Origin of the sequence: Streptococcus oralis, assembly GCF_026782085.1 — a bacterium.
GTDB lineage: Bacteria > Bacillota > Bacilli > Lactobacillales > Streptococcaceae > Streptococcus > Streptococcus oralis_DA.
Map to the genome: position 1 here is coordinate 1 of NZ_JAKUVW010000002.1, position 25,636 is coordinate 25,636.

At 41.4% G+C, this 25,636-nt stretch carries 26 protein-coding genes, 8 tRNA genes and 1 pseudogene; 26 read left to right on the forward strand and 9 right to left on the reverse strand.

The window, feature by feature from the left end:
- Positions 1-32: 32 nt before the first annotated feature.
- The 8 genes from MK395_RS00795 to MK395_RS00830 all read left to right on the forward strand — a co-directional run bounded on the left by MK395_RS00795 (position 33) and on the right by MK395_RS00830 (position 742).
- Positions 33-106: transfer RNA gene (locus MK395_RS00795), tRNA-Met, on the forward strand.
- Positions 107-119: 13 nt separating this feature from the next.
- A tRNA-Ile gene (locus tag MK395_RS00800) sits at positions 120-193 on the forward strand.
- A gap of 11 nt (positions 194-204) precedes the next feature.
- A tRNA-Ser gene (locus MK395_RS00805) sits at positions 205-294 on the forward strand.
- 11 nt (positions 295-305) lie between these two features.
- Positions 306-379 (forward strand) — tRNA-Met (locus tag MK395_RS00810).
- A gap of 3 nt (positions 380-382) precedes the next feature.
- Positions 383-455 (forward strand) — tRNA-Phe (locus MK395_RS00815).
- Between the two features lie 15 nt (positions 456-470).
- Positions 471-541 (forward strand) — tRNA-Gly (locus MK395_RS00820).
- Positions 542-574: 33 nt separating this feature from the next.
- Positions 575-648, forward strand: a tRNA-Ile gene (locus tag MK395_RS00825).
- 6 nt (positions 649-654) lie between these two features.
- Positions 655-742 (forward strand) — tRNA-Ser (locus MK395_RS00830).
- A 76-nt stretch (positions 743-818) separates the two neighbouring features.
- On the opposite strand, the gene birA is transcribed toward MK395_RS00830, so the two are convergent.
- Both birA and MK395_RS00840 read right to left on the reverse strand, forming a co-directional pair.
- Entirely contained in the window at positions 819-1,754 is a 936-nt protein-coding gene (gene birA, locus MK395_RS00835) for a bifunctional biotin--[acetyl-CoA-carboxylase] ligase/biotin operon repressor BirA (RefSeq protein ID WP_268711083.1), read from the reverse strand.
- Positions 1,751-2,611 (reverse strand): AraC family transcriptional regulator, encoded by an 861-nt coding sequence (locus MK395_RS00840; RefSeq protein ID WP_044020295.1) that lies wholly within the window; start codon positions 2,609-2,611, stop codon positions 1,751-1,753. The genes birA and MK395_RS00840 overlap by 4 nt, the downstream gene beginning before the upstream one ends.
- 107 nt (positions 2,612-2,718) lie before the next feature.
- On the opposite strand from MK395_RS00840, the gene MK395_RS00845 reads away from it, so the two are divergent.
- The 13 genes from MK395_RS00845 to MK395_RS00905 all read left to right on the forward strand — a co-directional run bounded on the left by MK395_RS00845 (position 2,719) and on the right by MK395_RS00905 (position 17,213).
- Positions 2,719-4,881: an alpha-galactosidase gene (locus MK395_RS00845; protein ID WP_268711118.1), complete on the forward strand. Its 2,163-nt coding sequence runs from the start codon at positions 2,719-2,721 to the stop codon at positions 4,879-4,881.
- Between the two features lie 34 nt (positions 4,882-4,915).
- The gene (locus MK395_RS00850; protein ID WP_268711084.1) at positions 4,916-6,166 is read left to right on the forward strand and encodes an extracellular solute-binding protein; all 1,251 of its coding nucleotides are present in this window, start codon (positions 4,916-4,918) and stop codon (positions 6,164-6,166) included.
- An 18-nt stretch (positions 6,167-6,184) separates the two neighbouring features.
- On the forward strand, positions 6,185-7,057 hold the full coding sequence (locus MK395_RS00855; RefSeq protein WP_044020297.1) for a carbohydrate ABC transporter permease: 873 nt from the start codon (positions 6,185-6,187) through the stop codon (positions 7,055-7,057).
- A 16-nt stretch (positions 7,058-7,073) separates the two neighbouring features.
- Positions 7,074-7,907: a carbohydrate ABC transporter permease gene (locus tag MK395_RS00860; protein WP_000711270.1), complete on the forward strand. Its 834-nt coding sequence runs from the start codon at positions 7,074-7,076 to the stop codon at positions 7,905-7,907.
- A 195-nt stretch (positions 7,908-8,102) separates the two neighbouring features.
- On the forward strand, positions 8,103-9,545 hold the full coding sequence (gtfA, locus tag MK395_RS00865; protein WP_268711085.1) for a sucrose phosphorylase: 1,443 nt from the start codon (positions 8,103-8,105) through the stop codon (positions 9,543-9,545).
- 131 nt (positions 9,546-9,676) lie between these two features.
- Complete coding sequence (locus MK395_RS00870) at positions 9,677-10,870, forward strand: O-antigen ligase family protein (RefSeq protein WP_008293041.1); 1,194 nt, start codon at positions 9,677-9,679, stop codon at positions 10,868-10,870.
- Positions 10,871-11,013: 143 nt separating this feature from the next.
- Positions 11,014-11,457, forward strand: coding sequence for a MarR family winged helix-turn-helix transcriptional regulator (locus MK395_RS00875; protein ID WP_000872568.1), 444 nt, complete (start codon positions 11,014-11,016; stop codon positions 11,455-11,457).
- Positions 11,458-11,529: 72 nt separating this feature from the next.
- The gene (locus tag MK395_RS00880; protein ID WP_125328199.1) at positions 11,530-12,258 is read left to right on the forward strand and encodes an ATP-binding cassette domain-containing protein; all 729 of its coding nucleotides are present in this window, start codon (positions 11,530-11,532) and stop codon (positions 12,256-12,258) included.
- On the forward strand, positions 12,251-13,771 hold the full coding sequence (locus MK395_RS00885) for an ABC transporter permease/substrate-binding protein (RefSeq protein ID WP_070567015.1): 1,521 nt from the start codon (positions 12,251-12,253) through the stop codon (positions 13,769-13,771). The genes MK395_RS00880 and MK395_RS00885 overlap by 8 nt, the downstream gene beginning before the upstream one ends.
- A 449-nt stretch (positions 13,772-14,220) precedes the next feature.
- A complete protein-coding gene (locus MK395_RS00890) occupies positions 14,221-14,823 on the forward strand; it encodes a hypothetical protein (protein WP_049489595.1) in 603 nt (200 codons plus the stop codon).
- Positions 14,823-15,614, forward strand: a complete 792-nt coding sequence (locus tag MK395_RS00895; protein ID WP_000130449.1) for an energy-coupling factor transporter transmembrane component T — start codon at positions 14,823-14,825, stop codon at positions 15,612-15,614. The genes MK395_RS00890 and MK395_RS00895 overlap by 1 nt, the downstream gene beginning before the upstream one ends.
- Entirely contained in the window at positions 15,590-16,426 is an 837-nt protein-coding gene (locus MK395_RS00900) for an ABC transporter ATP-binding protein (protein WP_000343048.1), read from the forward strand. The genes MK395_RS00895 and MK395_RS00900 overlap by 25 nt, the downstream gene beginning before the upstream one ends.
- Positions 16,413-17,213, forward strand: a complete 801-nt coding sequence (locus tag MK395_RS00905; protein ID WP_000103848.1) for an energy-coupling factor ABC transporter ATP-binding protein — start codon at positions 16,413-16,415, stop codon at positions 17,211-17,213. The genes MK395_RS00900 and MK395_RS00905 overlap by 14 nt, the downstream gene beginning before the upstream one ends.
- 224 nt (positions 17,214-17,437) lie before the next feature.
- Here MK395_RS00905 and MK395_RS00910 read toward each other — a convergent pair whose 3' ends face one another.
- The 4 genes from MK395_RS00910 to MK395_RS00925 are packed head-to-tail and all read right to left on the reverse strand — an operon-like array spanning position 17,438 to position 18,751.
- Positions 17,438-17,599, reverse strand: a complete 162-nt coding sequence (locus MK395_RS00910) for a hypothetical protein (RefSeq protein ID WP_001062367.1) — start codon at positions 17,597-17,599, stop codon at positions 17,438-17,440.
- Complete coding sequence (locus MK395_RS00915; RefSeq protein WP_001152922.1) at positions 17,587-17,814, reverse strand: hypothetical protein; 228 nt, start codon at positions 17,812-17,814, stop codon at positions 17,587-17,589. Before MK395_RS00915 ends, MK395_RS00910 begins: the two co-directional genes overlap by 13 nt.
- 12 nt (positions 17,815-17,826) lie before the next feature.
- Positions 17,827-18,063, reverse strand: coding sequence for a hypothetical protein (locus MK395_RS00920; protein WP_001287839.1), 237 nt, complete (start codon positions 18,061-18,063; stop codon positions 17,827-17,829).
- A complete protein-coding gene (locus MK395_RS00925) occupies positions 18,056-18,751 on the reverse strand; it encodes an IS6 family transposase (protein WP_268711086.1) in 696 nt (231 codons plus the stop codon). Before MK395_RS00925 ends, MK395_RS00920 begins: the two co-directional genes overlap by 8 nt.
- 39 nt (positions 18,752-18,790) lie before the next feature.
- Here MK395_RS00925 and pnuC point away from each other — a divergent pair.
- Positions 18,791-19,297, forward strand: a pseudogene (pnuC, locus tag MK395_RS00930) (nicotinamide riboside transporter PnuC); the annotation flags it as partial.
- A gap of 34 nt (positions 19,298-19,331) precedes the next feature.
- Here the strand turns inward: pnuC and MK395_RS00935 are convergent.
- Complete coding sequence (locus MK395_RS00935) at positions 19,332-19,664, reverse strand: glucuronide permease (protein WP_247921235.1); 333 nt, start codon at positions 19,662-19,664, stop codon at positions 19,332-19,334.
- Positions 19,665-19,690: 26 nt separating this feature from the next.
- A complete protein-coding gene (locus MK395_RS00940) occupies positions 19,691-20,245 on the reverse strand; it encodes a TetR/AcrR family transcriptional regulator (RefSeq protein ID WP_125421993.1) in 555 nt (184 codons plus the stop codon).
- A gap of 132 nt (positions 20,246-20,377) precedes the next feature.
- On the opposite strand from MK395_RS00940, the gene MK395_RS00945 reads away from it, so the two are divergent.
- Positions 20,378-21,268 carry a cation diffusion facilitator family transporter gene (locus MK395_RS00945; RefSeq protein WP_125421995.1) on the forward strand — a complete coding sequence of 297 codons (891 nt, stop codon included), beginning with the start codon at positions 20,378-20,380 and terminating at the stop codon, positions 21,266-21,268.
- A 35-nt stretch (positions 21,269-21,303) separates the two neighbouring features.
- On the opposite strand, the gene galR is transcribed toward MK395_RS00945, so the two are convergent.
- Positions 21,304-22,308, reverse strand: coding sequence for a DNA-binding transcriptional regulator GalR (gene galR / locus MK395_RS00950; RefSeq protein WP_000212493.1), 1,005 nt, complete (start codon positions 22,306-22,308; stop codon positions 21,304-21,306).
- A gap of 163 nt (positions 22,309-22,471) precedes the next feature.
- Between galR and MK395_RS00955 the strand changes: the two genes are divergently transcribed.
- The 3 genes from MK395_RS00955 to MK395_RS00965 all read left to right on the forward strand — a co-directional run bounded on the left by MK395_RS00955 (position 22,472) and on the right by MK395_RS00965 (position 25,624).
- Complete coding sequence (locus tag MK395_RS00955; protein ID WP_000189888.1) at positions 22,472-23,650, forward strand: galactokinase; 1,179 nt, start codon at positions 22,472-22,474, stop codon at positions 23,648-23,650.
- A gap of 18 nt (positions 23,651-23,668) precedes the next feature.
- Positions 23,669-25,150, forward strand: coding sequence for a UDP-glucose--hexose-1-phosphate uridylyltransferase (locus MK395_RS00960; RefSeq protein ID WP_000176972.1), 1,482 nt, complete (start codon positions 23,669-23,671; stop codon positions 25,148-25,150).
- Positions 25,151-25,219: 69 nt separating this feature from the next.
- A complete protein-coding gene (locus tag MK395_RS00965; RefSeq protein WP_070696131.1) occupies positions 25,220-25,624 on the forward strand; it encodes a PaaI family thioesterase in 405 nt (134 codons plus the stop codon).
- The last annotated feature ends 12 nt before the right edge of the window (positions 25,625-25,636 follow it).

Consider the following 25,636-nt stretch of genomic DNA (forward strand, 5'->3'; position numbering starts at 1 on the left):
TCGCAGGTTCGAATCCTGTCTTCCCGATTCATGGCGGTGTAGCTCAGCTGGCTAGAGCGTCCGGTTCATACCCGGGAGGTCGGGGGTTCGATCCCCTTCGCCGCTATATTGATCTTGTTGGACCTTTAGCTCAGCTGGTTAGAGCTCTCGGCTCATAACCGAGTGGTCGTAGGTTCAAGTCCTACAAGGTCCATTGTAAATAATGGAGGATTACCCAAGTCCGGCTGAAGGGAACGGTCTTGAAAACCGTCAGGCGTGTAAAAGCGTGCGTGGGTTCGAATCCCACATCCTCCTTTTTATATTAACGCGGGATGGAGCAGCTCGGTAGCTCGTCGGGCTCATAACCCGAAGGTCGTAGGTTCAAATCCTGCTCCCGCAATTTGGCTCGGTAGCTCAGTTGGTAGAGCAATGGATTGAAGCTCCATGTGTCGGCGGTTCGATTCCGTCTCGCGCCATATTTGTTTTATTAAGCGGGTGTAGTTTAGTGGTAAAACTACAGCCTTCCAAGCTGTTGTCGCGAGTTCGATTCTCGTCACCCGCTTTGAACGAAAGTTCATACCAAGTTTTTGAACTTGGGCGCGTAGCTCAGGTGGTTAGAGCGCACGCCTGATAAGCGTGAGGTCGGTGGTTCGAGTCCACTCGTGCCCATTAATAGGAGAATTACTCAAGAGGCTGAAGAGGACGGTTTGCTAAATCGTTAGGTCGGGTAACCGGCGCGGGGGTTCGAATCCCCCATTCTCCGTGAGTTAAGAGAGCTGTTAGGCTCTTTTTTTTGTAAGCAAATCCCCCTTCTAAATCATTAAAAGGGGATTTGTTTATTACCAATTTGTTAGTGATATTTCTCCGCTATTTAGCCAGATAGTATGTTTATCTTCAAGTTCGAGTTGAAGTTGACCAGATTCTGAGATTTCTTTTGCTAGACCTTTTTGCATTTTTTCATCTAGCTGGAAGGTGACTTCTTTTCCAAGAACTATTGATCTTTCTTTATAGATATAAAATAGCTCATCTGGAACCGTATTGTAGAAACAATTCCATATTTCGCTGATGAGCTCATTACGACTAATTGGTGCAGGTGGCATAAATAGGCTGCCTGCTTTTTCTTTTAGGTCTTCTGGGAAGTCTCTTATAGAAAAATTTATACCCAGTCCGATAATGACGTCTGTAACCAAGCCTGTCTCAACTGATGTCATTGCTTCGGTGAGGATACCTGCTATCTTTTTATTTTTAAAGTAGATGTCATTTACCCATTTGATATCTACTTCTATCATAGTTAGATTTTTAATTGCTTTGTAGACTGCAGCAGCTACAAGGAGAGTATAGGATGGGAGTTTTTCATAGGGAAGATTGGGTTGTATATGCAGGGACATATAGATCCCACCCTGAGATGGAGAATAGTAGGGGCGCTGAAATCGGCCACGACCTGCCGTCTGACAGGTTGAAAGATAGAGTGTATTTCCTTTGTTTCCAGCTTCAATCCCTTCTTTTGCATCTGTTTGTGTTGATTTGGTCTCAGGTTTGTAGCGAATGGTTAAGTTGGTGTTCTCCTGAATCAAATCAGGCAATATCAGATCTCCTTGAATAAGCTTGTAGCCTCTATTTTTGATACTATCAATTTCTAGGCCTTCTTGTTGAAGACGTTGGATCGCTTTCCATATAGATGTACGGCTTAAATTCAGTTCTTCTCCGATTTTTTCTCCGCTAACATAATCGTTTTCTCTAGCTAATATTTGGTAGACTAGTTGGTGTGATTTCATTGATTTTCCTTTCTAGCTAAGAGGGAGTGAGAGTATTCCTTTCGAGTTTGACTAGGTGTTTTATGAAAAAACTGTTTGTAGGCTTTTGAGAAATGTAGTGGGTCTGAAAAACCTACAGAATATGCAATGACTTTGATCGTTTCATTTGTGTGTTCTAGTAACTGTTGCGCACGGTTCATTCGAACGAAAAGTAAATATTCTTTTGGAGAGAGTTGGTGAAATTCTTTAAACACACTAGTCAAGTAACTTCTATGAACCGATAGCTCTTTTGCTAAATCTTGAATGGTGAGCGATTGTGGATAGTGACTATCAATTAATCGTTTGCAGTCAAGATAGAGTTGGTGGGTTGATGAAATATTCTCTTTTTTCTGATTGGGAGCAATCGTTCCTAGATGAAACATTAGTTCATGGAGTTGTCCCATGATGTGGAGTTGAGCCAATTCATTAGTTTTTGTAATCTGAGCAAAGCGGACAATATCTGAGATGAGTTTTGCAGTTGTCTGTGTATGACAGTTATTTGACTGGATGAGGTAGGATTGGTCAGAAATTTGAGATAGAGCAAAGTAGTCGGGTGTCCTCCCTCCAGTGATCCCCAACCAGTAGTAAGCCCAAGGATCCTGGTTATCTGCTTGATAGAATGTTAATTCATCTGGTTTTAGTAAAAAGAAATCTCCTGCCTTTAAATCAACAATTTTCCCCTTATAATGGAATTGACCTTTTCCTTTAGTAATGTAATGTAGTACATAGGTATCTCGAATAGCTGGGCCAAAAGAATAGTTAGGCGTGCATTCTTCATAACCGTAGAAGCTAAGAGAGAGATCAATTGTTCCAGTCTGGTATTCTGAAAAAACGAGCATGGGCCACCTCCTACCTAACATTTTACCATACTTTGTATACATTTCTCTATTTTAGAAAGCGCTTTTATGTGATAAAATTTTATCAAGAAATGGATGAGGTACAATTTATGGGAGTTCGAATAGAGAATAATCTATTTTACGTTGAGAGTAAAAGTTTAAGTTTGATTATTGAAAATAGGGATGGGTTCTTATTATTAAAACATTTAGGAAAGACTATTAAGAACTATAGAGGGGCTAATAGTGTTTACGAACGCGATCATGCTTTTTCTGGTAATCCCATAGCTACTAATCGAACCTTTAGTTTGGATACGCAACGTCAGATTTTTGGACAACATGGTTTGGGTGACTTTAGAAAACCAACTTTACAGATTCAACATGATGCAACTGAAGTAACAGACTTTCGATTTGTAGAAGCAAAGATTTTAAAAGGTCAGAATGGTCCACAGGGCTTACCTTCTCCTCACAGCATGGATGCTACAGAGACGCTTGCCTTGATTTTAAAAGATCCTCAAGCTAAACTTAGTCTTACTTTGTATTATACGGCTTTTGATAATGATGCGACAATTGCTAGTTACAGCAAATTCGAAAATAATAGTAATCAGGAAGTTGTCATCCATAAGGACTTTTCTTTTATGGCTGATTTTCCTGCTGCAGCTTATGAAATGGTGACTTTACAGGGAGCTTATGCTCGTGAAAAGACTGTTCGACGTCAACAGGTAGAGCAAGGAATCTTTTCAATTAGTTCGAACCGTGGAGCTTCTGGGCATGCTCAAACACCAGCTCTTCTATTATGTGATCAAGGAGTTACAGAGGATGCTGGGAATGTGTTTGCTCTACAACTGATGTATAGTGGAAACTTCGAAGCTTTTGTCCAAAAGAATCAACTGAATGAAGTTCGGGTGGCTATTGGAATTAATCCAGAAAATTTTTCTTGGAAGTTAGATCCTGAGGAAAACTTTGAAACACCGGTAGCTTTAGTGACCTATTCAGATAAGGGATTAACTGGTATTAGTCATGAAAGTCAGAATTTTGTACTTAAGCACATTATGCCAAGTAAATTTTCTAAAAAAGAGCGTCCAATTCTAATCAATAACTGGGAAGCTACCTACTTTGACTTTCAGAAAGAAAAACTGTTAGAACTAGCTGATGAAGCTAAGAAAGTTGGAATTGAACTTTTTGTATTAGATGATGGGTGGTTTGGTAATCGCTTTGATGATAATCGTGCTTTAGGTGATTGGGTTGTTAATGAGAAAAAGCTGGGTGGAAGCCTAGAAAGTCTGATTTCAGCGATCCATGAAAGAGGTTTGCAGTTTGGGCTTTGGTTAGAACCTGAGATGATTTCTGTTGATAGCGACTTGTATCGTAAACATCCTGACTGGGCTATTCAGGTTCCAGGTTATGAGCATACCTATTCTCGAAATCAATTAGTACTTAATCTTGCCAATCCTCAGGTAGTAGAATATTTGAAAAATGTTTTAGATGAACTCCTCTCTTATCATAAAATTGACTACATCAAATGGGATATGAACCGCAATATCACTAATCTGGGGAATGGTTCAGCCTACTTGGAAACCCAGATGCAATCTCATCAGTACATGCTGGGGCTTTACGAACTCGTTTCTTATCTGACAGAGAAACATAGTCATATTCTCTTTGAGTCTTGCTCTGGTGGTGGTGGACGAAATGATCTTGGTATGATGCGTTATTTCCCACAAGTCTGGGCTAGTGATAATACTGATGCAATTGCACGTTTACCAATTCAATACGGTTCATCCTATCTCTATCCAACCATTTCCATGGGGGCTCATGTGTCAGCAGTACCAAATCATCAGATGGGACGAATGACACCATTGGAAACTCGCGGTCATGTGGCAATGATGGGAAATCTGGGCTATGAGCTTGATTTGACAAGTTTATCAGATGAAGAGAAGGCTGAGATTGCTAATCAGGTGAACTTGTATAATGAATTGCGACCAGTAGTCCAGTTGGGAAATCAGTATAGGTTAATCAATCCCGATGCTGAATCCAATGAAGCAGCTGTGCAATTTAACTATGGAAATCAAACGATTGTAACCTACGTCCGAGTCCTATCAGTTGTGGAAACAATGGAAACCACCTTGAAACTGAAAGATTTGGAGGTGGAAGGGCTTTATGAGCTGGAAGGGACAAACATTGTTTACTCGGGTGCAGAGCTCATGTATGCAGGTTTAACTGTTACCTTATCACCAGGAGATTTTTTGAGTAGACAGTATAAATTCAAAAGACTATAATAAAAGCGTATAAATTTATCAAGGAGGCATTCCAATGAAATGGTATAAGAAAGCAGGTTTTCTTTTAGTAGCTGGGGCAAGTTTACTAGGCCTAGTGGCTTGTGGTCAGAACAATCAATCAACTGATGGCAAGGTAACGATTGAGTTTTTTAACCAGAAGACCGAGATGGCAGATACCTTGCAAAGGATAGTGGATGATTTTGAGAAGGAACACCCTAATATTGATGTGAAGCTGACTACAGTACCTTCAGCTGGAATTGTTCTAAAGACTCGGATTTTATCAGGAGATGTTCCAGATATTATTAATATCTATCCTCAAAATATGGATTTCCAGGAGTGGGCGAAGGCAGGTTATTTTTCAGATATGACAGGAAAACCCTATCTTGAGAACATCAAGAATGACTATGCCGAAAAGTATGCAATCAATAACAAGATTTATAGTGTGCCTTTAACGGCCAACCTTTATGGAATCTATTACAATAAAACGAAGTTTAAAGAATTAGGACTTGAGGAACCGAAGACTTTTAAAGAGTTTCAAGAGATTGTTAAAAAGATAAAAGATAGTGGAAATTCTCCGTTTGCGGTTGCAGGCAATGAAGGCTGGACATTAAATGGTTACCACCAACTTTCTCTCATTACTCTTACGGGTAGTGGAGATGCGGCTAATAACTATCTTCGCTTTTCAAAACCAAACGCAATCTCTGCAGATGATGCTATTTTAAAAGCAGATGCAGAACGACTCGATTTATTAGCAGATAATGCTCAAGATGGTTGGCGTGGAGCCTCTTATAATGATGCGGTGGTAGCATTTTCGAGTGAAAAAGCCTTGATGATGCCACAAGGATCATGGGCATTAGCCGCAATTAATCAACAGGATCCAAAATTTGAGGTGGGGATGTTTTCCTTTCCTGGAGAAGAAGTAGGAAAAGAAGTCACTGTTGGTGCAGGGGATATGGCATTATCAACTTCAGCTACTACCAAACACCCTAAGGAAACCGAAGAATTTATCAGCTATATGACTAGTCCAAAAGCTATGCAGTCATACTATGATGTAGATGGATCACCTGTTGCGGTAAAAGGCATACAGGAAAAAGAAGATTCAGCGCTTGCAGCTATTTCTAAACTGGCTTTTACGGACAAACATTATGTTTGGTTGGGCCAACGCTGGAACTCTGAAGAAGACTTTTTTAATCTAAGTGCAGGTTACCTGATGGATAAAAATCTGAAAAATATGGCAAACAATCTCAATGCTTTCTTTAATCCAATGAAGGCAGATTTGGACTAGAATAGGAGTTAAGATGATATGGCTATTCGAAAATTTTTAAATAAATACTGGGGTTGGACATTTTTGCTCATCCCGCTTGCTTTACAAGCTATCTTCTTTTACTTTCCAATGGTACAAGGTGCTTTCTATAGTTTGACTAACTGGACTGGATTGACCTATAATTATAAATTTGTTGGTTTGAATAACTACAAATTGTTGATGATTGATGGGAAATTCTTCACAGCCATAGCCTTTACTTTGATTTTAACTCTGGCATTGATTATTGGAGAGATTACGATTGGGATGGTTGTGGCACGAGCCTTAAATTCTAAGATGAAGGGGCAGACCTTCTTTAGAGCTTGGTTCTTTTTCCCGGCTGTTTTGTCTGGTTTGACAGTTTCCTTGATTTTTAAACAATTTTTCAACTATGGACTTCCAACGATTGGAAGAATTTTAGGGCTTGGTTTTTTACAAGAGAGCCTATTAGGAACACCTGTCGGAGCGGTAGTGGCAACTATTTTTGTTCTTCTATGGCAAGGAGTAGCTATGCCAATCATTCTCTTTCTTGCTGGTCTTCAGAGTATTCCAAATGATATTTTAGAGGCAGCATCAATTGATGGTGCAACAAGTAAACAAACTTTTTGGAAGATTGAATTGCCCTATTTACTGCCAACGATCTCTATGGTTTTTATTCTGGCTCTTAAGTCCGGTTTGACAGCCTTTGACCAGATTTTTGCGTTGACGAGTGGTGGTCCAAATAATGCTACAACGTCTCTTGGACTTTTAGTCTACAACTATGCTTTCAAGAGTAATCAATATGGATATGCGAATGCAATTGCCTTGATTTTATTCTTAATTATTGGAATTGTTTCTCTGATCCAAATTAAACTATCAAAGAAATTTGAAATCTAATAGAGGAGTCCTACACATGAAAAAAGAAGAAAAATTGAATCAGTTTTGGAAATACGTCCTCTTGATAGTCGGTGGTATTCTTATACTTGTTCCTTTGTTGGTAACGGTATTTAGTTCTTTCAAGACAACTAAGGATATCATGAATCATTTCTTTAGTTTGCCCAATCCTTTTACCTTAAGTAATTATGAACGATTAATTTCGGATGGAATTGGAGGCTATTTCTGGAATTCAGCAGTTATTACGGTGTTATCATTGATTGTAGTAGCTTTCTTTATACCAGCTGCAGCTTATTCCATTGCTCGAAATATGTCCAAGAAAAAAGCCTTTGCAATTATGTATTCGCTCTTGATTTTAGGGATATTTGTTCCATTTCAGGTGATTATGATTCCCATCACAGTTATGATGAGTAAACTCGGTCTAGCAAATATGTGGGGGCTAGTAATACTCTACCTAACTTATGCTATTCCACAGACTCTCTTCTTGTATGTTGGTTATATAAAAATCAGTGTACCAGATAGTTTGGACGAAGCTGCGGAAATTGATGGGGCTGATCGTTTTACAATTTATCGTCGAATCATTTTTCCAATGTTGAAGCCCATGCATGCGACAACTTTGATTATCAATGCTCTCTGGTTCTGGAATGACTTTATGTTGCCACTCTTGATTCTGAATAAGGATTCCAAGATGTGGACTTTGCCTCTCTTCCAATACAACTACCAAGGTCAGTACTTCAATGACTATGGTCCAAGTTTTGCATCTTATATTGTGGGAATTGTAACGATAACCATTGTCTACCTCATCTTCCAAAAACATATCATTTCAGGAATGAGTAACGGGGCAGTGAAGTAAGAAAGTGCTTAGGGAATTTATAATTCCATACATAGAGGAACAGTTCAGCTTATTGACAATTCTATGTAGAAAAAAGAAAGTAGTACTTAGTTGCTTGCAGTCTATATTAGTACTGAACAAAAATCTAAAAATATCTTTCATTTACAAAGCCAGGTCATATAAGACTTGGCTTTCATCAGAAAAAGGAGAACATCTATGACCATTCAAAATAAAACTATGTTGATTACTTACTCAGATAGTCTTGGAAATAATCTTAAAGACTTATATGAGAATTTGGAAGAACATTTTGGCGATGCTATTGGGGGAGTTCACCTTCTACCATTTTTCCCATCAACAGGTGATCGTGGATTTGCGCCAGTTGACTATGATGAAGTGGATTCAGCTTTTGGTGATTGGGAGGACGTTAAGCGTTTAGGTGAGAAATATTATCTTATGTTTGACTTTATGATTAATCATATTTCTCGTCAATCTAAGTATTATAGGGACTATCAAGAAAAACATGAAGCCAGTGAATTTAAAGATCTCTTTTTAAACTGGGATAAGTTTTGGCCAGAGAACCGTCCGACACAGTCTGACGTAGATTTAATCTACAAGCGTAAGGATCGTGCACCAAAGCAAGAGATTGTATTTGCAGATGGTTCAGTAGAACATTTGTGGAATACCTTTGGTGAGGAGCAGATTGATCTTGATGTGACCAAAGAAGTAACGATGAGATTCATCCGTAAGACCATTCAACATCTAGCAAGTAACGGGTGTGATTTGATTCGTCTAGATGCCTTTGCTTATGCAGTGAAGAAATTGGATACCAATGATTTCTTTGTGGAACCAGATATTTGGAATTTATTGGACAAAGTTCGAGATATCGCTGCTGAGTATGGGGCAGAGCTTTTACCTGAGATTCATGAACACTATTCGATTCAGTTTAAAATAGCGGATCATAATTACTATGTTTACGATTTTGCCCTTCCAATGGTGACTCTTTATACTCTTTACAGTTCCAGAACAGAGCGTTTGGCCAAGTGGTTGAAGATGAGCTCGATGAAGCAATTTACGACACTAGATACTCATGATGGGATTGGAGTGGTGGATGTCAAAGATATCCTGACTGATGAGGAAATTGACTATGCTTCAAATGAACTCTATAAGGTTGGAGCGAATGTCAAACGCAAGTACTCTAGTGCAGAGTATAACAATCTAGATATCTACCAAATCAATTCAACCTATTATTCAGCACTTGGAGATGATGATGTCAAGTACTTCCTTGCTCGTTTGATTCAAGTTTTTGCTCCAGGCATTCCTCAGGTTTACTATGTGGGTCTATTAGCAGGAAAAAATGACTTGAAATTTTTAGAAGAAACCAAAGAAGGTCGAAATATTAATCGTCATTACTATAGCAACGAGGAAATAGCAGAAGAAGTTCAACGTCCTGTGGTGAAGGCCCTTCTCAATCTATTTTCTTTTCGTAATCAATCAGAGGCCTTTGACCTAGAAGGGACTATTGAGATAGAAACACCAACAGCTCACAGCATTGTAATCAAACGTCAAAATAAAGACAAGTCCGTAACAGCAGTAGCAGAAATTGATTTGCAAAGTCAGACCTATCAAGTAGTGGAAAACGGCAGAAAAATTCAGTTCTAGTGCTATATTGATGATAGAATTTTTTGTGGTGAAAACGTGTTCATTGTTCCCAAATGACGGAAAAAATGGTAGAATATAAAGATAGTTTAGCATTTATCTTCTGGAGAAATCCAGAACAGAAAGGATCCGTTTTGAAATCAATTGGATTACTGGATAAGATAAGAGGGCTTTCGAAAAAAGATTTCTTTTTATATTTGATGATCATAAGTATCTTTTTACCTTTTTATTTATTCTTAGGGCTCTTTGCTTTATATTTGATAGGTTTACTTGTTACTGGGGAGATGAAGGGAATTATCAAAGGATTGGCCAAACATCCTGTACTTCTCTTTTTTATTGCCTACAGTAGTATCATCTCTATCGTCGCTAAGAATTGGCTTGGATTGGTTGCATCTTTACTGATGTTTCTCTTCCTCATTTTCTTTAGTTTCTACCAGAAACGTCTGACACATGCTTTCTTTCGACTGATACTGCAGACAATCTTGTTTGGTAGTGTGCTCTCTGCGGCTTTTGCTACTTTGGAGCATTTCCAAATTGTAAAGAAATTTAACTATGCCTTTCTTTCGCCCAATATGCAGGTATGGCATCAGAATCGGGCAGAAGTGACCTTTTTTAATCCTAATTACTATGGAATTATTTGTTGTTTCTGTATCATGATTGCCTTCTATCTCTTTACAACGACCAAGTTGAATTGGTTGAAGGTATTCTGTGTGATTGCAGGCTTTGTTAATCTCTTTGGATTGAACTTTACGCAAAATCGAACTGCCTTTCCTGCTATTATCGCTGGAGCCATCATTTATCTCTTTACAACCATTAAAAACTGGAAGGCCTTTTGGCTTAGTATCGGGGTCTTTGCGATTGGCTTGAGTTTCCTTTTTTCTAGTGATTTGGGAGTTCGGATGGGGACTTTAGATTCCTCTATGGAAGAACGCATTTCTATCTGGGATGCTGGGATGGCCTTGTTTAAGCAAAATCCTTTTTGGGGGGAGGGGCCATTGACCTATATGCACTCTTATCCTCGGATAAATGCTCCTTATCATGAACATGCTCACAGCCTTTATATTGATACGATTCTGAGTTACGGAATTGTGGGAACCATTTTATTAGCTTTGTCTTCTGTTGCTCCTGTTCGTTTGATGATGGATATGAGTCAGGAGTCGGGGAAACGTCCAATTATCGGTCTTTATCTATCTTTCCTTACAGTGGTTGCTGTGCATGGAATCTTTGACTTGGCCCTTTTCTGGATTCAGTCAGGCTTCATTTTCTTGTTAGTTATGTGCAGTATTCCATTGGAGCGTCGAACTTTGGTATCAGACATGACGGATTAAGTTTATAAGATTGAAATCTTCTACCTTGAGTAGGAGATTTTTTACTGAGAAAAATTAGTTCTAAATCGAAATAGTTGACAGTTAGAATAATAAGTATTATAATGTTTTCATTCGTATCGATATGGAAATAAATTGGAGGTTTCATGAAATATTGTCATTTGGTAGCCCATCATATTCGTTTGTTGAATGGGCGGATTTTTCAAAAGTTACTGAGACAAGACCCTGACTCTCTTTATCGGAGTGAGCAGGGAAAGATTTTAGCGGTTTTATGGAATAGTAAGACGGGCTGTGCAACTGCGACAGATATTGCGCTTGCGACTGGGCTTGCTAATAATACGCTGACGACTATGATAAAAAAGCTAGAGGAACAAAATCTTATAACTGTCAGTCCGTGTGGAGAAGATAAGCGTAAGAAGTATTTAGTTTTAACAGAGTTGGGCAAGTCCCAGAAAGAAGTTGGGCAACGTGTCAGTCAGAGATTGGATACTATCTGTTACAAAGGATTTTCAGAAGAGGAAATTAGGCAGTTTGAAGCCTTTCAAGAAAGAATTTTGGCTAATCTGAAAGAGAAGGAAAATGAGGTTTAGAGTGGGATAAATTAGTTATTAAAAGTTTGGTAACTTGACCAATCGAGGAAAATTTTAAATTGAGGACAAAGAATGATTGAATACAAAAATGTAGCCTTGCGCTACACAGAAAAAGATGTTTTGAGAGATGTCAATTTACGGATTGAGAATGGGGAGTTCATGGTTTTAGTTGGACCTTCTGGGTCTGGTAAGACGACCATGATCAAGATGATTAACCGTCTTTTGGAACCAACTGATGGAAATATATACATGGATGGTAAGCGCATCAAAGACTATGATGAGCGTGAGCTTCGTCTTTCTACTGGCTATGTTTTACAGGCCATTGCTCTGTTTCCCAATCTAACGGTTGCGGAAAATATTGCCCTCATTCCAGAAATGAAGGGCTGGACTAAGGAAGAAATTGCTCAGAAAACAGAAGAGCTTTTGGCTAAGGTTGGTTTACCGATAGATGAGTATGGGCATCGACTTCCGAGTGCATTATCTGGTGGAGAACAGCAACGGGTCGGCATTGTCCGTGCCATGATTGGTCAGCCTAAGATTCTCCTCATGGATGAGCCCTTTTCAGCCTTGGATGCTATTTCGAGAAAACAGTTGCAGGTTTTGACGAAAGAATTGCATAAAGAGTTTGGGATGACAACGATTTTTGTGACCCATGATACGGATGAAGCTTTGAAATTAGGTGATCGTATTGCTGTCTTGCAGGATGGAGAGATTCGTCAGGTGGCGAACCCTGAGACCATTTTAAAAGCTCCTGCAACAGACTTTGTAGCAGACTTGTTTGGAGGTAGTGTTCATGACTAATTTGATATCAACTTTTCAGGATCGTTTTGGTGATTGGGTAACAGCTCTATCTCAACATTTGCAGTTGTCACTTTTGACCTTGTTACTAGCTATTTTTATTGCTATTCCCTTGGCTGTTTATCTTCGATATCATGAGAAGTTGGCGGACTGGGTCTTGCAGATTGCAGGGATTTTCCAGACCATCCCGTCTCTAGCCTTGTTGGGGCTCTTTATCCCTTTGATGGGAATTGGGACCTTGCCTGCTTTGACGGCTCTAGTGATCTATGCGATTTTCCCAATTTTGCAAAATACCATCACTGGGCTAAAGGGAATTGATCCAAGTCTACAAGAGGCTGGGATTGCCTTTGGGATGACCAGGTGGGAGCGTCTCAAGAAGTTTGAAATTCCACTTGCCATGCCTGTCATTATGTCTGGGATTCGGACGGCAGCGGTCTTGATTATCGGTACGGCAACCTTGGCTGCCTTGATTGGGGCTGGCGGACTGGGTTCCTTTATCCTTTTGGGAATTGACCGCAATAATACCAGTCTGATTTTGATTGGGGCCCTTTCTTCAGCAGTGCTTGCCATTGCCTTTAACTTCCTACTAAAAGTGATGGAAAAAGCAAAATTGCGGACGATTTTCTCTGGTTTTGCCTTGGTGACCATATTGCTCGGTCTGTCTTATAGTCCAGCCCTCTTAGCTCAAAAAGAGAAAGAAAACTTGGTGATTGCTGGGAAATTGGGACCTGAACCAGAAATTTTGGCAAATATGTATAAGTTGCTGATTGAAGAAAATACCAGTATGACTGCGACTGTTAAACCGAATTTTGGGAAAACAAGCTTCCTCTATGAAGCTCTGAAAAAAGGGGACATTGATATCTATCCTGAATTTACTGGTACGGTGACTGAAAGTTTGCTTCAGCCATCACCCAAGGTAGGTCATGAGCCAGATCAGGTTTATCAGGTGGCGCGTGATGGCATTGCCAAACAGGATCATCTGGCCTATCTAAAACCTATGTCTTATCAAAATACCTACGCTGTAGCTGTTCCGAAAAAGATTGCTCAAGAATATGGCTTGAAGACCATTTCGGACTTGAAAAAAGTGGAAGGACAGTTGAAGGCAGGTTTTACTCTCGAATTTAATGACCGTGAAGATGGCAATAAGGGCTTGCAATCAATGTATGGTCTCAATCTCAATGTAGCGACCATGGAGCCAGCCCTTCGCTATCAGGCAATTCAGTCAGGCGATATTCAAATCACGGATGCCTATTCGACAGATGCAGAGTTAGCACGTTATGATTTACAGGTCTTGGAAGATGACAAGCAACTCTTCCCTCCTTATCAAGGGGCACCACTCATGAAAGAAGCTCTTCTCAAGAAACATCCTGAGTTGGAGACAGTTCTCAATAAATTGGCTGGCAAAATTACTGAAAGCCAGATGAGCCAGCTCAACTATCAAGTCGGTGTTGAAGGCAAGTCAGCAGAACAAGTAGCCAAGGAGTTTTTACAAGAACAAGGTTTGTTGAAGAAATAGTTTGAAAATGTCAAATTCAACTTCAACTTGCTTAAACGACTATATAGAAAAATGCTCAGACAATGTCGTCTGGGCTTTTTTGGTATTAGAGTTACTAAATGTCATTTAAAATGGAAAATAATACTCAATGAAAATCAAAGAGCAAACTAGAAAGCTAGCCGCAGGCTGTACTTGAGTACGGTAAGGCGACGCTGACGTAGTTTGAATTTGATTTTCGAAGAGTATAAGAGGAAATTTTCAGGATTTTCTAGATTTTTACTGTAAATACACTTGACTATTCACAAAATAGGTGTATAATGTGTTGTGAACTACTTAACAAATAAAGATTTCCAGCTCATGTCGACTAAGGATGGAAATCTTGTGTATAGACAGTTCAGTAGATATATAATAGAGCGTTGCGTCCGAAAGTCTATCCAGACACGGCTCTTTAAAAACAAAAGGAGAAGATTATGAAAACAGAACCAATTCATCGTACCAGTATGTGGAAATTTAGGTTAAGTGCTGCCACCATGACTTTGATTCCCGCTGCCGTGGGGATTAACTATGTTGCCAAAGCATTGGCGGAGGGGTTAAAGTTGCCCGTTTGGCTGGGGTCTTTGGGAACCTTTCTTACCAGCATGTTGGCTGGGCCGGTTGCCGGTGCCATTAGTGGTTTCATCAACAACGTGATCTATGGGCTGACCTTATCGCCAATTTCAACCGTGTATGCGATTACCAGCATCGGAATTGGGATTGCTGTAGGAGTTTTGCACGCCAATGGGTGGTTCTCGTCAGCGCGACGAGTATTTGTTTCTGCTATTATTATTGCCATCGTTTCAGCTGTCATTTCAACGCCACTCAACGTCATCTTTTGGGGTGGTCAGACCGGTATCGCTTGGGGTGACTCATTGTTTGCGGTAATGGTCGCCAATCATGCACCAGTGTGGCTGGCCTCATTTATAGATGAGTTTGTCTTGGATATTTTGGATAAAGTCTGCGTGGCCTACCTGGCATTCTTCATCTATCGTCAGCTGCCGAAGCGGATGGTGCACTTCTTTAGCGATGATAAATGATGACTGATAAAACATTGATTTCTGGAGCGCCACGGGTCAAGCTCAAGTGGTACCAGGTGATCGATCCGATTACTAAGCTCTTGTTCATCTTGAACATGACGTTGTTGAGCTTTGCCAGTATGAATTTATTGCTTCAGGCCGGATTAATTCTTGTCGCAACACTGCTATTGTTATTTTCCAAATTGAGTTCTACCACCTTTAAGGCGCTGGGATTCAGCCTGTTTCTGATTTGCACCATGCTGATCATCCAAGGGTTATTTTACAGTCGGAATCAAACTGTGCTGTTTTCTGTGTTTGGGGTGTCGTTCTACAAAGAAGGCCTGATTTACGCCACCACTCTGGGTTGTCGAGTATTGGTGATTATTTTGACCAGTGGCTTTTTTATGGTGACCACGAGTATTTCAGAAAACGCGGCCTATTTGGAACTGTCCGGATTGTCTTATAAAACCGTCTACGTTCTGATGTCGGTGTGTTATATTTTGCCGGAAATGATGCGCAATATGCGGAAAATCCAGCAGGCACAAAAAGTTCGCGGAACCAATCCGCAAAAAACGTTGATTCAGAAATTAAAGTCAGTCCTGCCGGTTCTAATTCCATTGGTGATTAAGACCTTGGATCAATCGATGACGCGGTCGATTTCTCTCCAACTGAGAGGTTTTGATAATCTCAACCGGACTGTCAGAACCTCCCAGCGCGTGTATCGCCTGTCGCGGACGCTGCACATTGGTCTGACTGGATTGGCAATTTTATTGATTGGGTGGAAGATATGGACGAAGATAAACGGATTGTAATTGAAAATTTGACTACCCGTTATCCGGGTACTGAGCAACCACAACTGCGTCAGATTAACGCGGAGGTTCATACCGGCCAGGTGGTTGGGATTATCGGGAATAGCCACTCCGGCAAATCGACTTTGTGCCGTGTGCTGGCAGGGGTCATTCCCAAAATTGTGTCTGCTGAGATTGAGGGCGATTGGCACATGTTTGGCCAGCGAGTGTCTGACAATTGGCCCGTTTATAATGCCATGAATGGAGTTGTACTGCAAAATCCAGCTGGCCAACTAAGCGGGTTGGCAGACACGGTTGCCGATGAAATCGCCTTTGACTTGATTAATCAGGGAATGGCTGAAGGACTGATTCAAAAACGGGTTGAAGAAGTTGCCACGCAAATGGGGCTGATTGAACAGCTGAATTTGCGTCCCGAGAGCCTTTCCGGTGGTCAGATCCAGCGGTTGGCAATTGCCACGGCGATTGTGGCTAATCCGGCTGTTTTGATTATGGATGATCCGACCAGTGAGATGGATCCCCTTGGCCGCAGGCAATTTTTCCAATGGCTGGCCCAAGTCAAAGAGACAACTGTCTTCATTGTCACCAGTGAAATTGACGATTTGTGCGAAGTCGCCGACGTTGTGTGGGTGCTGCACGAGGGTCAAATGGTAGCCCAGGGCAGGCCGGGTGAGGTGTTTAATCATTTGGCAGCTGACTGGCAGATTCCAGCCCCGACAATCCAGCAACTTGCTCAAAAAATGGATTGGCACTTGGCTGATGGCCGGTATCCGGTGAATTACGCTGATCTGAAGGAGGTCCGTTATGTCCACAATTGAATTGAGCCACCTGACGTTCACTTATCCGGAACGGTCCTTTAGCTTGGATGTTGAAGACAAACACTTCGCCGATCCGATGGTGGCGATTGTCGGCCAAAATGGTGCCGGCAAATCAACGCTCTTCAAATTGTTGACGGGTTTGCTGACACCACAAACCGGTGTGATTAAGATCGATGGAGAAAATTTTAATGATCTTAAACCAGTCGAAAAGTTACTGAAGGTTGGGATTACTTTTCAGAATCCTGACGATCAGCTTTTCAACCCGACCGTTCAACGAGAGGTGGAGTGGAATGTCGCGCAGGTCATGGATGACCACGACACGATTACGAGGCGGGCTTTAGCGGCTCTAAAAAGAGTTGGCTTGGATGATAAAACAGCTGAAAGTCCATATGACCTGTCATTGTCGGAACGCAAGCTGTTGAGCGTTGCCACAGTTTTGGCAGTGGATCCGGCGATTTATTTATTTGATGAGCCGATGATGTCGCTTGATTGGGAAAGCCGGCGCAAGTTGACCGCAATTTTCCATCAGTTGGCTGATTCGGGCCACCAAGTTGTGACCATCACCCATGACATGGATTGGGTCGCCGCCGAGTTTGAGTCGGTGTATGTTATGGAACACGGGAAGTTTGGCTTCGCCGGCAGTCCACGGGAATTGTTCAGCAATCACGAACTTGTCCAGCGAGTGGGATTACTACCACCGCGGATTATGGACATAGCGGAGTCGCTGGGTGATTCACAGACATATTTATCGGTTAATGATTATTGCCAGAAAAATCGAGATGTATAGAAAAAGTCACCTCTGCGGGTTTTCCAGGTTGAAGGATTAACTTCAGCTTCTGGCAAGAACTCACATGGGTGACTTTTGTGTTTAATAACGTTTCATGATCATCGGGTGCTTTCTCAGATCACTCGGTTTGATTTTACTTTGTTTCATGGTCATAATCATATACCATTTCTTTTGGATTTTTTGTTTGACTAATACAAAATAGGTCTTCATAGGTCTTCGCATTTTTAGCGCCCATTAGGATCATCAGTATAATTTTCTGAATTAGGAGACTGTCCCATCACTATTCGAACTTCGTCTCCCAACTTACGCTGTTCCCATTCATCCGTGAATCCTTTAAATCGCAATTCTGGAACTTTCTTTTTAACTGAATCATCTATTTTCGCCATAGTCCCCACCATTTTATTGGTTTTTCTTGTTTTTCTATCCTTTTTTGATCTTTGATTTGTTCCTGTAAATTTTCCAACTTCTCTTTAAGAGCGTTCACTTCATCTTTATATTGATTGTCTAAGTGTTTGAATTCTGTTTCCTGTGAGGGCATTTTGAGGGCTTTTAAGTTATCATTTTCCGCCTTGTATTCTTCTAGCAACTTTTTATCTTGCAAGGCTAATCGTTGTTACTGGTCTAACAAATTAGTTAGTTTTTCTATTTGTTGGTCTTTGGTATTTGATTTGCTACTACTTTCTACTTTACCTAAAATTATTTTTTCTGCTTTAGAATTTATTAGATTAGACCCATTGGAACTTTTAAGCTGTAATTCTTTTGGTAACCTTTGGTAGTGATATTGAATATTTTGTTTTGTAACACTCAACTCATCCGCCAGCTCTTTGATCGTTTTTAAGTCTTCACTCATGGTTTAAGTCCTGTCTTTTAACCGTTGGTAGATATTGTTCAATGGCTTTTTTGAGGTAGCGTGCGACATTATGCTTAGAATATTCTTCACGTCTGCTGGCAACATAAGATAAGTGGTCTTTAACACTATTTAGCCCTCTTAATTCTTTCAGTTCGTCATAGAGGTGGTAAACATGGACTTGCAATCCTGCCATGATTTTTGTATCTTGCATTTCAAACGGACTTAGCAACATATTTTCTAGCAATAGCGTGGTGTACTTGCTTTTCATTGCTTCAATAGCTAGCTTATCTTCGGTTTCTGCTTTGCGTGCTTTATCTTCTTGATAGGCGGTATCTTCTAACTTATAGCTGTTATCGTCTGCTTGACGTTTCTTTCGTAACCAGATATCCAATATTAAACCGTCCGCATCAATCGCTCGATAGAGATAATGCCAACTCCCCTTAATTTTGATATAGGTTTCATCCATTTTCCACGAATAGAAGGACTGTTTATTTTTCTTTTTCCAGAGATGATAGAGGCTTTTACTGTATTCTTGAACCCACCGATAAATCGTAGTGTGACAAACATTTATTCCACGGTCATAAAGCAATTCCTGAACTTCACGATAGCTCAGATTGTAACGTAGGTAATAACCAACAGCGATAATGATGACGTCTTGTTGGAATTGTTTGCCTTTAAAATGATTCATCTCTCAAGCCTTACTAACCTTTTTTCTGCTCTTTGAGAAGCTGAAGGTCGTGCTAGTAACTACCTATTTGGTTTGATTAATTCCATCATTTATCTGGTGCTTGCCCTTCAAAAAGGCTTTTATGGTGAGGTGCTGACGACTCTCTACTTTACGGCCATGCAGCCAATTGGACTTCTAGTGTGGATCTACCAAGCTCAGTTCAAGAAAGAAAAGCAGGAGTTTGTTGCGAGTAAACTAGATGGTAAGGGCCGGACAAAGTATCTTTCCATTAGTGTTCTTTGGTGGTTGGCCTTTGGTTTTATTTATCAGTCTATCGGAGCTAATCGTCCTTATCGCGATTCCATCACCGATGCGACCAATGGGGTTGGGCAAATCCTCATGACAGCTGTTTACCGTGAACAATGGATATTCTGGGCAGCTACCAATGTCTTTTCTATCTATCTCTGGTGGGGAGAAAGCCTGCAAATCCAAGGAAAATACCTAATTTATCTCATCAATAGTCTAGTTGGTTGGTATCAGTGGAGCAAGGCCGCAAAGAGTGCTTAAAAAGTAAAAAAGGATCAGATGATCCTTTTTTGTGTTAGAGCAAAATGAATAATACCGTAATGATAATAGCGGTCGTTATACGAATAATGTGGTGCGAGATATGTTGTTTTTCTTTCTGTTGGCCGTTCCAGTAGGCTCCATAGCAGACGATACTCGAGCCCACAATCCATAGAAGAATGGTTGCAAGTGGGACGAAGTAAAAGATAGCTAGAGCCAGAGAAGTGATGCAACTGCCGACCAAGATGCACGTGTTTCCCAGACTGTAGTTCTTTTGTTTCATGGCTGAAAAAGCAGCAGCAAGGTGAAGTAATGAGAATGCGAGAGCTAGTACGATTGTTAGTATTCCTAGAATCATCGAAGTTAACATAGTTGGTTCCTTTCTGAGTTACAGGCTTAGTTATCAAGTGGAGTTGTAGAGGTCATCTCCATTACATCAAGGTAAAATTTCACCACTTGGTCTTCAGTATAAGATTTTCCTTTTTTTAGCCACCAAGTTAGGGTCTCGATAAAGTTCGTTACAACAAAATGCTGGAGGTAGGAGGCCGGAATGTTTGGATAGGCCTCTTGCAAGTCATCCGCCACCATGGGATAAACGTGGTGTTCGAGTTCCTTGTGTAGTTGGCGGAGGAAGTAGTCGTTTTTGGAAAAAAGGAGACTGGTGACATGGTCCTGGTTTTTCTGAAAATGTAAAAAGATATGTGCCAGGTAGTCTTCTGTAGTCAAGTGTTCTTCCCTTTCAAAGAGATGATGAAAGAGGTAGCGACAGAGCTCATCTAAAAGGAGTTCCTTGCTTTCATAGTGACAGTAAAAAGTAGAACGTCCAACATCTGCTAGGTCAATGATATCCTGAACAGTAGTGGCATCATAGCCCTTGTCGTTCAAAAGTTGTAAAAAAGCTTGGTAGATGGCTTTTTTCGTCTTGCTGACTCGACGGTCTCTTTTTGGCATATAGACACTTGAGACAAACTGTTCAGAACTGAACAGGGCTGACAGTTTGCTTCTATCCTTTCTTTGGATTTTATTAGATAATACAAATGAAAGAAGTATGTATATACCCATTATACCAAAGGAGGGAGAGAAATGAATTCTAAAACATCTATCTGGTTAGCTTTTTTCTTAAATTTAAGCTATGCGATTGTTGAGTTTATCGCAGGAGGAATCTTTGGTTCAAGTGCAGTTCTTGCTGATTCTGTTCATGACTTGGGAGATGCTATAGCCATTGGCATCTCAGCCCTTTTAGAAACAATTTCAAACCGTGAAGAAGATAGACAGTACACCTTGGGTTACAAACGTTTTAGTCTTTTAGGGGCCATGCTAACGGCTGTGATTCTTATGATAGGGTCTGTCCTAGTGATCTTGGAAAATATCACAAAGATCGCTCACCCGCAACCCGTCAATGAGACTGGCATCCTCTGGCTGGGAATCATTGCAGTAGTTATCAATGTACTAGCAAGTCTGGTAGTTCGTAAAGGAAAGACAAAGAATGAGTCAATTCTTAGCTTGCATTTTTTGGAAGACACTCTTGGTTGGTTGGCAGTCATCCTAATGGCGATTATCCTCCGATTTACAGATTGGTATATCCTTGATCCGCTTTTATCGCTGGTTATTTCTATCTTTATTCTGTCGAAAGCCATTCCTCGCTTTTGGAGCGCACTGAAAATTTTCCTAGATGCTGTGCCAGAAGGGGTCGAGACAAGTGATTTGGAGAAAGATTTAGAGGTTCTACCCAATGTCAACAGTGTCAATCAACTTAGTATTTGGTCCATGGATGGTCTGGAGAACAATGCTATTGTCCACATCTGTATCGAGGACTGGGAGCAGATGATGGGGACCAAAGAAGTGGTGCGTCAATGTTTAGAAGAAAGAGGCGTGCAGAATATCACTATTGAAGTGGATAGCAGTCAAAGTAATCATGCGCAACATAGGCGGAAGGTGAGAGAGTTAGAGCAGAAGCATGGGCATCATCATTAGAAAAGACGACCTCAATAAGAGGTCGTTTTGATATTCTATTCATTCCGTGTACTTTCTCTCAATGTCAGTCTGGTGCCCAGCATGGTTAGGCTAGGTATTTTGCGACCGTGTAGAACTTCCTTGTTAAGAATATCCATCCCTGCTCGGCCCATTTCTTCGGTATAGACAGTGATGCTAGAAAGGGGAGGATAGACCTGCTTAGTCAGGCTGGTGTCGTTAAAAGAAATGAGGCTGACGCGGTCTGGTAGGCTGATTCCAGCTTCTTGAAGGGCACGAAGGGCGCCGATGGCTAAACTATCGCTGGCAGCGAAAAAGGCTGGTGGGAGTTGTTCTCCTAGCTTGTGAATGGCCTCCTTCATCAAGTCATAGCCAGACTGGGCAGTAAAGCTCCCCTGAAAGACCAGTTCTTCATGGTAGATACCATTTGCTTGGGTAATGTCTTTGAAATTCTCTAGCCGCTTATCCTGGATAATTTCTTCCTGGTCGGTTGTTTCCTCAAGGCCTGTGAGAATTCCAATACGGTTCATCCCTTGGCTGAGGAAATGGTCTACAACTTGTTTCACAGCAGTGTAAAAGTCAGTGATAATACAGGTATGACCTAATGAGAGGGTATCGCTGTCTATAAAGACTAAAGGTTTTTGGTATTCTTCAAAGGCAGCAATCTGAGCTCGGCTGAACTTTCCGATGCAGAGAATGCCGATCACTTCCTCGCTTAATGTAAAAGGATGGTCGTTAAAATAGCGCAAGATATCATAGTCCAACTCTTGGGCTCTTTTTTCAATACCGAGACGAATCTGGTAGTAGTAGAGGTCGTCCAACTCCCCTTGTTCGCTGACCCATTGGATAATGGCAATCTTTTGCTTGGGCTTGTGGGATTCGCCTGTCTTGAGATGCTTGGTGTAGCCCAGCTCTTCAGCGACAGTTAAAATACGGTGTCTGGTTTCTTCTGTAACAGATAGACTCTGGTCGCGATTGAGGACACGAGATACGGTCGCGATAGAGACAGAGGCTAGCTGTGCGATGTCTTTTAAGGTAGCCATAAATCCTCCTCCTTTTAGGTTAGTATATCATATTTTTCTGCTTTTTACTGATAGTTTAGTAAAAGTTTAGTAAAAAGGATTGACCTTGGCAACTCCCTTGGATACAATAGAAGAAAACGATTACACGTTAAGGTGACTTAACGACAGTCAAAGGAGAATTTATATGACACAAGATCTTACTACTGAAGCCCTTCGCAAAGACTTTCTTGCCGTTTTTGGTCAAGAAGCAGACCAAACTTTCTTTTCACCAGGTCGTATCAATTTGATTGGTGAACACACAGACTACAACGGTGGGCACGTTTTTCCAGCTGCTATTTCCTTGGGAACCTATGGAGCGGCTCGCAAGCGTGACGACCAAGTCTTGCGTTTCTACTCAGCCAACTTTGAGGACAATGGTATCATCGAAGTGCCTCTTGCTGACCTCAAATTTGAAAAAGAGCACAGCTGGACCAACTATCCAAAAGGGGTTCTTCATTTCTTGCAAGAAGCTGGACATGTGATTGACAAAGGGTTTGATTTTTATGTTTATGGGAATATCCCAAATGGTGCAGGCTTGTCTTCATCAGCATCTTTGGAACTTTTGACAGGGGTTGTGGCAGAGCATCTCTTTGGTTTAAAACTAGACCGTTTGGATTTGGTTAAAATCGGAAAACAAACAGAAAATAACTTTATCGGAGTCAACTCTGGTATTATGGACCAGTTTGCTATCGGTATGGGAGCTGACCAACGGGCCATTTACCTGGATACCAATACGTTAGAATACGACTTGGTGCCACTTGATTTGAAGGACAATGTCGTTGTTATCATGAATACCAACAAACGTCGTGAACTGGCGGACTCTAAGTACAATGAACGCCGTGCTGAGTGTGAAAAAGCTGTCGAAGAATTGCAAGTTGCCTTGGATATTCAGACCTTGGGTGAATTGGATGAGTGGGCCTTTGACCAATACAGCTATCTGATTAAAGATGAAAATCGCTTAAAACGTGCTCGCCATGCTGTGCTTGAAAACCAACGTACCCTCAAAGCACAAGCAGCTCTTCAAGCAGGTGATTTGGAAACATTTGGTCGCTTGATGAATGCATCTCACGTTTCTCTAGAACATGACTATGAAGTAACTGGCTTGGAATTGGATACTCTTGTTCACACAGCTTGGGCTCAGGAAGGTGTTCTTGGTGCTCGTATGACAGGGGCAGGATTTGGCGGATGTGCCATTGCCTTGGTGCGAAAAGACGCTGTTGAGTCCTTTAAGGAAGCTGTAGGCAAGCACTACGAGGAAGTCGTTGGATATGCTCCTAGCTTCTATATCGCTGAAGTTGCAGGTGGCACTCGCGTCCTTGACTAGTTAAAAGGAGGCTTTATAGTGACCTTAGTAGATAAATTTGTAACACATGTTATTGCTGAAAGTTCATTTGAGGAAATGGATCGAATCTACCTAACCAATCGTGTTTTGGCGCGAGTGGGTGAAGGTGTTTTGGAAGTTGAGACTGATCTAGATAAATTGATTGACCTCAAGGACCAGCTGGTCGAGGAAGCGGTTCGATTAGAGACGATTGAGGATAATCAGGCTGCGCGTGAAATCCTCGGTTCTGAACTGATGGACTTGGTAACTCCTTGTCCAAGTCAGGTTAATCGTGACTTTTGGACAACCTATGCTCACTCTCCTGAGCAGGCGATAGGGGATTTTTACCAGCTCAGCCAGAAAAATGACTACATCAAGCTCAAGGCTATTTCTAAGAATATTGCTTATCGTGTTCCATCTGACTACGGAGAACTTGAGATCACCATCAACCTCTCTAAGCCTGAAAAGGATCCGAAAGAGATTGCAGCAGCCAAGTTGGTGCAAGCTAGCAATTATCCTCAGTGTCAGCTTTGTCTAGAGAATGAAGGCTACCATGGTCGAGTCAACCACCCAGCTCGCAGCAATCACCGCATTATCCGTTTCGAAATGGCGGGTCAGGAGTGGGGCTTCCAGTATTCGCCCTATGCTTATTTTAATGAGCACTGTATTTTCTTAGACGGTCAGCATCGACCTATGGCCATTAGTCGTCAGAGTTTTGAGCGTCTGCTGGCGATTGTAGAGCAGTTTCCTGGCTATTTTGCAGGCTCTAATGCCGACCTGCCAATTGTGGGGGGCTCTATTCTAACTCATGACCACTATCAAGGAGGCCGTCACGTATTTCCTATGGAATTGGCTCCTTTGCAAAAGACTTTCTGTTTTGCTGGTTTTGAGCAGGTCAAGGCTGGGATTGTTAAGTGGCCAATGTCAGTGCTACGTTTGACTTCAGATTCCAAGGAGGATTTGATTAACTTGGCTGACAAGATTTTACAGGAATGGCGACAGTATTCAGACCCTGAAGTCCAGATTTTAGCAGAGACAGACGGGACACCGCATCACACCATCACACCGATTGCTCGTAAACGCGATGGACAGTTTGAGTTGGACTTGGTCTTGCGGGACAATCAGACATCGCCAGAACATCCTGATGGCATCTATCATCCCCACAAGGATGTCCAACATATCAAGAAGGAAAATATCGGCTTGATTGAGGTCATGGGTTTGGCTATCCTGCCGCCACGTTTGAAAGCAGAAGTGGAACAGGTTGCTAGCTATCTTGTGGGAGATGATGATATAGTTGCCGACTATCATCAAGAATGGGCAGACCAGCTCAAAGCCCAACATCCGGACCTAGCAGATAAAGAAAAAGCCCTTGAAATCGTCAAGGACTCTGTGGGTGCTATTTTTGCACGTGTTTTGGAGGATGCAGGAGTTTACAAGCAGACGGAACAAGGACAGGCAGCTTTTATGCGTTTTGTTGAGCAGGTCGGAATTTTGCCAGACTAGGAGCTTTCTCCTTGCACAGTCCTATAAAAAGTAGTATCATAGTGTCGTTTGAACTATCAGGAGGAAACGATGAAAGATTTTCATTTTGATGCTATATCTGCCTTTGAAAATTACGAAATTGAAAAAATGAGAGATGGTCATGTTGTGGTGACGACAAAAGTAGTGGACTCGTCGCTCAACTACTATGGCAATGCCCATGGTGGCTATCTCTTTACTCTTTGTGACCAGATTAGTGGTTTGGTGGTTATCTCTCTGGGGCTTGATGGAGTGACGCTTCAGTCTTCTATCAACTACCTCAAGGCAGGAAAACGCGACGACGTGTTGACCATTAAAGGAGAATGTGTCCATCAAGGTCGCACAACCTGTGTCGTGGATGTCGATATTACCAATCAAGAAGGCAGAAATGTCTGCAAGGCAACCTTTACCATGTTTGTCACAGGCCAGCGGTCAGCAGAAAGACAGGTGAGGATATAGATAAACAAAAAA

What these genes read in the sequence shown, in the direction of transcription:
- galR (WP_000212493.1), bottom strand. Translation starts at nt 22,308, where the DNA reads ATGGCTACCTTAAAAGACATCGCACAGCTAGCCTCTGTCTCTATCGCG.
- MK395_RS00875 (WP_000872568.1), top strand. Translation starts at nt 11,014, where the DNA reads ATGAAATATTGTCATTTGGTAGCCCATCATATTCGTTTGTTGAATGGG.
- MK395_RS00910 (WP_001062367.1), bottom strand. Translation starts at nt 17,599, where the DNA reads ATGGCGAAAATAGATGATTCAGTTAAAAAGAAAGTTCCAGAATTGCGA.
- MK395_RS00900 (WP_000343048.1), top strand. Translation starts at nt 15,590, where the DNA reads ATGGACGAAGATAAACGGATTGTAATTGAAAATTTGACTACCCGTTAT.
- birA (WP_268711083.1), bottom strand. Translation starts at nt 1,754, where the DNA reads ATGAAATCACACCAACTAGTCTACCAAATATTAGCTAGAGAAAACGAT.
- MK395_RS00935 (WP_247921235.1), bottom strand. Translation starts at nt 19,664, where the DNA reads ATGTTAACTTCGATGATTCTAGGAATACTAACAATCGTACTAGCTCTC.
- MK395_RS00945 (WP_125421995.1), top strand. Translation starts at nt 20,378, where the DNA reads ATGAATTCTAAAACATCTATCTGGTTAGCTTTTTTCTTAAATTTAAGC.
- MK395_RS00890 (WP_049489595.1), top strand. Translation starts at nt 14,221, where the DNA reads ATGAAAACAGAACCAATTCATCGTACCAGTATGTGGAAATTTAGGTTA.
- MK395_RS00860 (WP_000711270.1), top strand. Translation starts at nt 7,074, where the DNA reads ATGAAAAAAGAAGAAAAATTGAATCAGTTTTGGAAATACGTCCTCTTG.
- MK395_RS00955 (WP_000189888.1), top strand. Translation starts at nt 22,472, where the DNA reads ATGACACAAGATCTTACTACTGAAGCCCTTCGCAAAGACTTTCTTGCC.
- MK395_RS00845 (WP_268711118.1), top strand. Translation starts at nt 2,719, where the DNA reads ATGGGAGTTCGAATAGAGAATAATCTATTTTACGTTGAGAGTAAAAGT.
- MK395_RS00855 (WP_044020297.1), top strand. Translation starts at nt 6,185, where the DNA reads ATGGCTATTCGAAAATTTTTAAATAAATACTGGGGTTGGACATTTTTG.
- MK395_RS00920 (WP_001287839.1), bottom strand. Translation starts at nt 18,063, where the DNA reads ATGAGTGAAGACTTAAAAACGATCAAAGAGCTGGCGGATGAGTTGAGT.
- MK395_RS00925 (WP_268711086.1), bottom strand. Translation starts at nt 18,751, where the DNA reads ATGAATCATTTTAAAGGCAAACAATTCCAACAAGACGTCATCATTATC.
- MK395_RS00880 (WP_125328199.1), top strand. Translation starts at nt 11,530, where the DNA reads ATGATTGAATACAAAAATGTAGCCTTGCGCTACACAGAAAAAGATGTT.
- MK395_RS00895 (WP_000130449.1), top strand. Translation starts at nt 14,823, where the DNA reads ATGACTGATAAAACATTGATTTCTGGAGCGCCACGGGTCAAGCTCAAG.
- MK395_RS00905 (WP_000103848.1), top strand. Translation starts at nt 16,413, where the DNA reads ATGTCCACAATTGAATTGAGCCACCTGACGTTCACTTATCCGGAACGG.
- MK395_RS00940 (WP_125421993.1), bottom strand. Translation starts at nt 20,245, where the DNA reads ATGCCAAAAAGAGACCGTCGAGTCAGCAAGACGAAAAAAGCCATCTAC.
- MK395_RS00840 (WP_044020295.1), bottom strand. Translation starts at nt 2,611, where the DNA reads ATGCTCGTTTTTTCAGAATACCAGACTGGAACAATTGATCTCTCTCTT.
- MK395_RS00965 (WP_070696131.1), top strand. Translation starts at nt 25,220, where the DNA reads ATGAAAGATTTTCATTTTGATGCTATATCTGCCTTTGAAAATTACGAA.
- MK395_RS00850 (WP_268711084.1), top strand. Translation starts at nt 4,916, where the DNA reads ATGAAATGGTATAAGAAAGCAGGTTTTCTTTTAGTAGCTGGGGCAAGT.
- gtfA (WP_268711085.1), top strand. Translation starts at nt 8,103, where the DNA reads ATGACCATTCAAAATAAAACTATGTTGATTACTTACTCAGATAGTCTT.
- MK395_RS00885 (WP_070567015.1), top strand. Translation starts at nt 12,251, where the DNA reads ATGACTAATTTGATATCAACTTTTCAGGATCGTTTTGGTGATTGGGTA.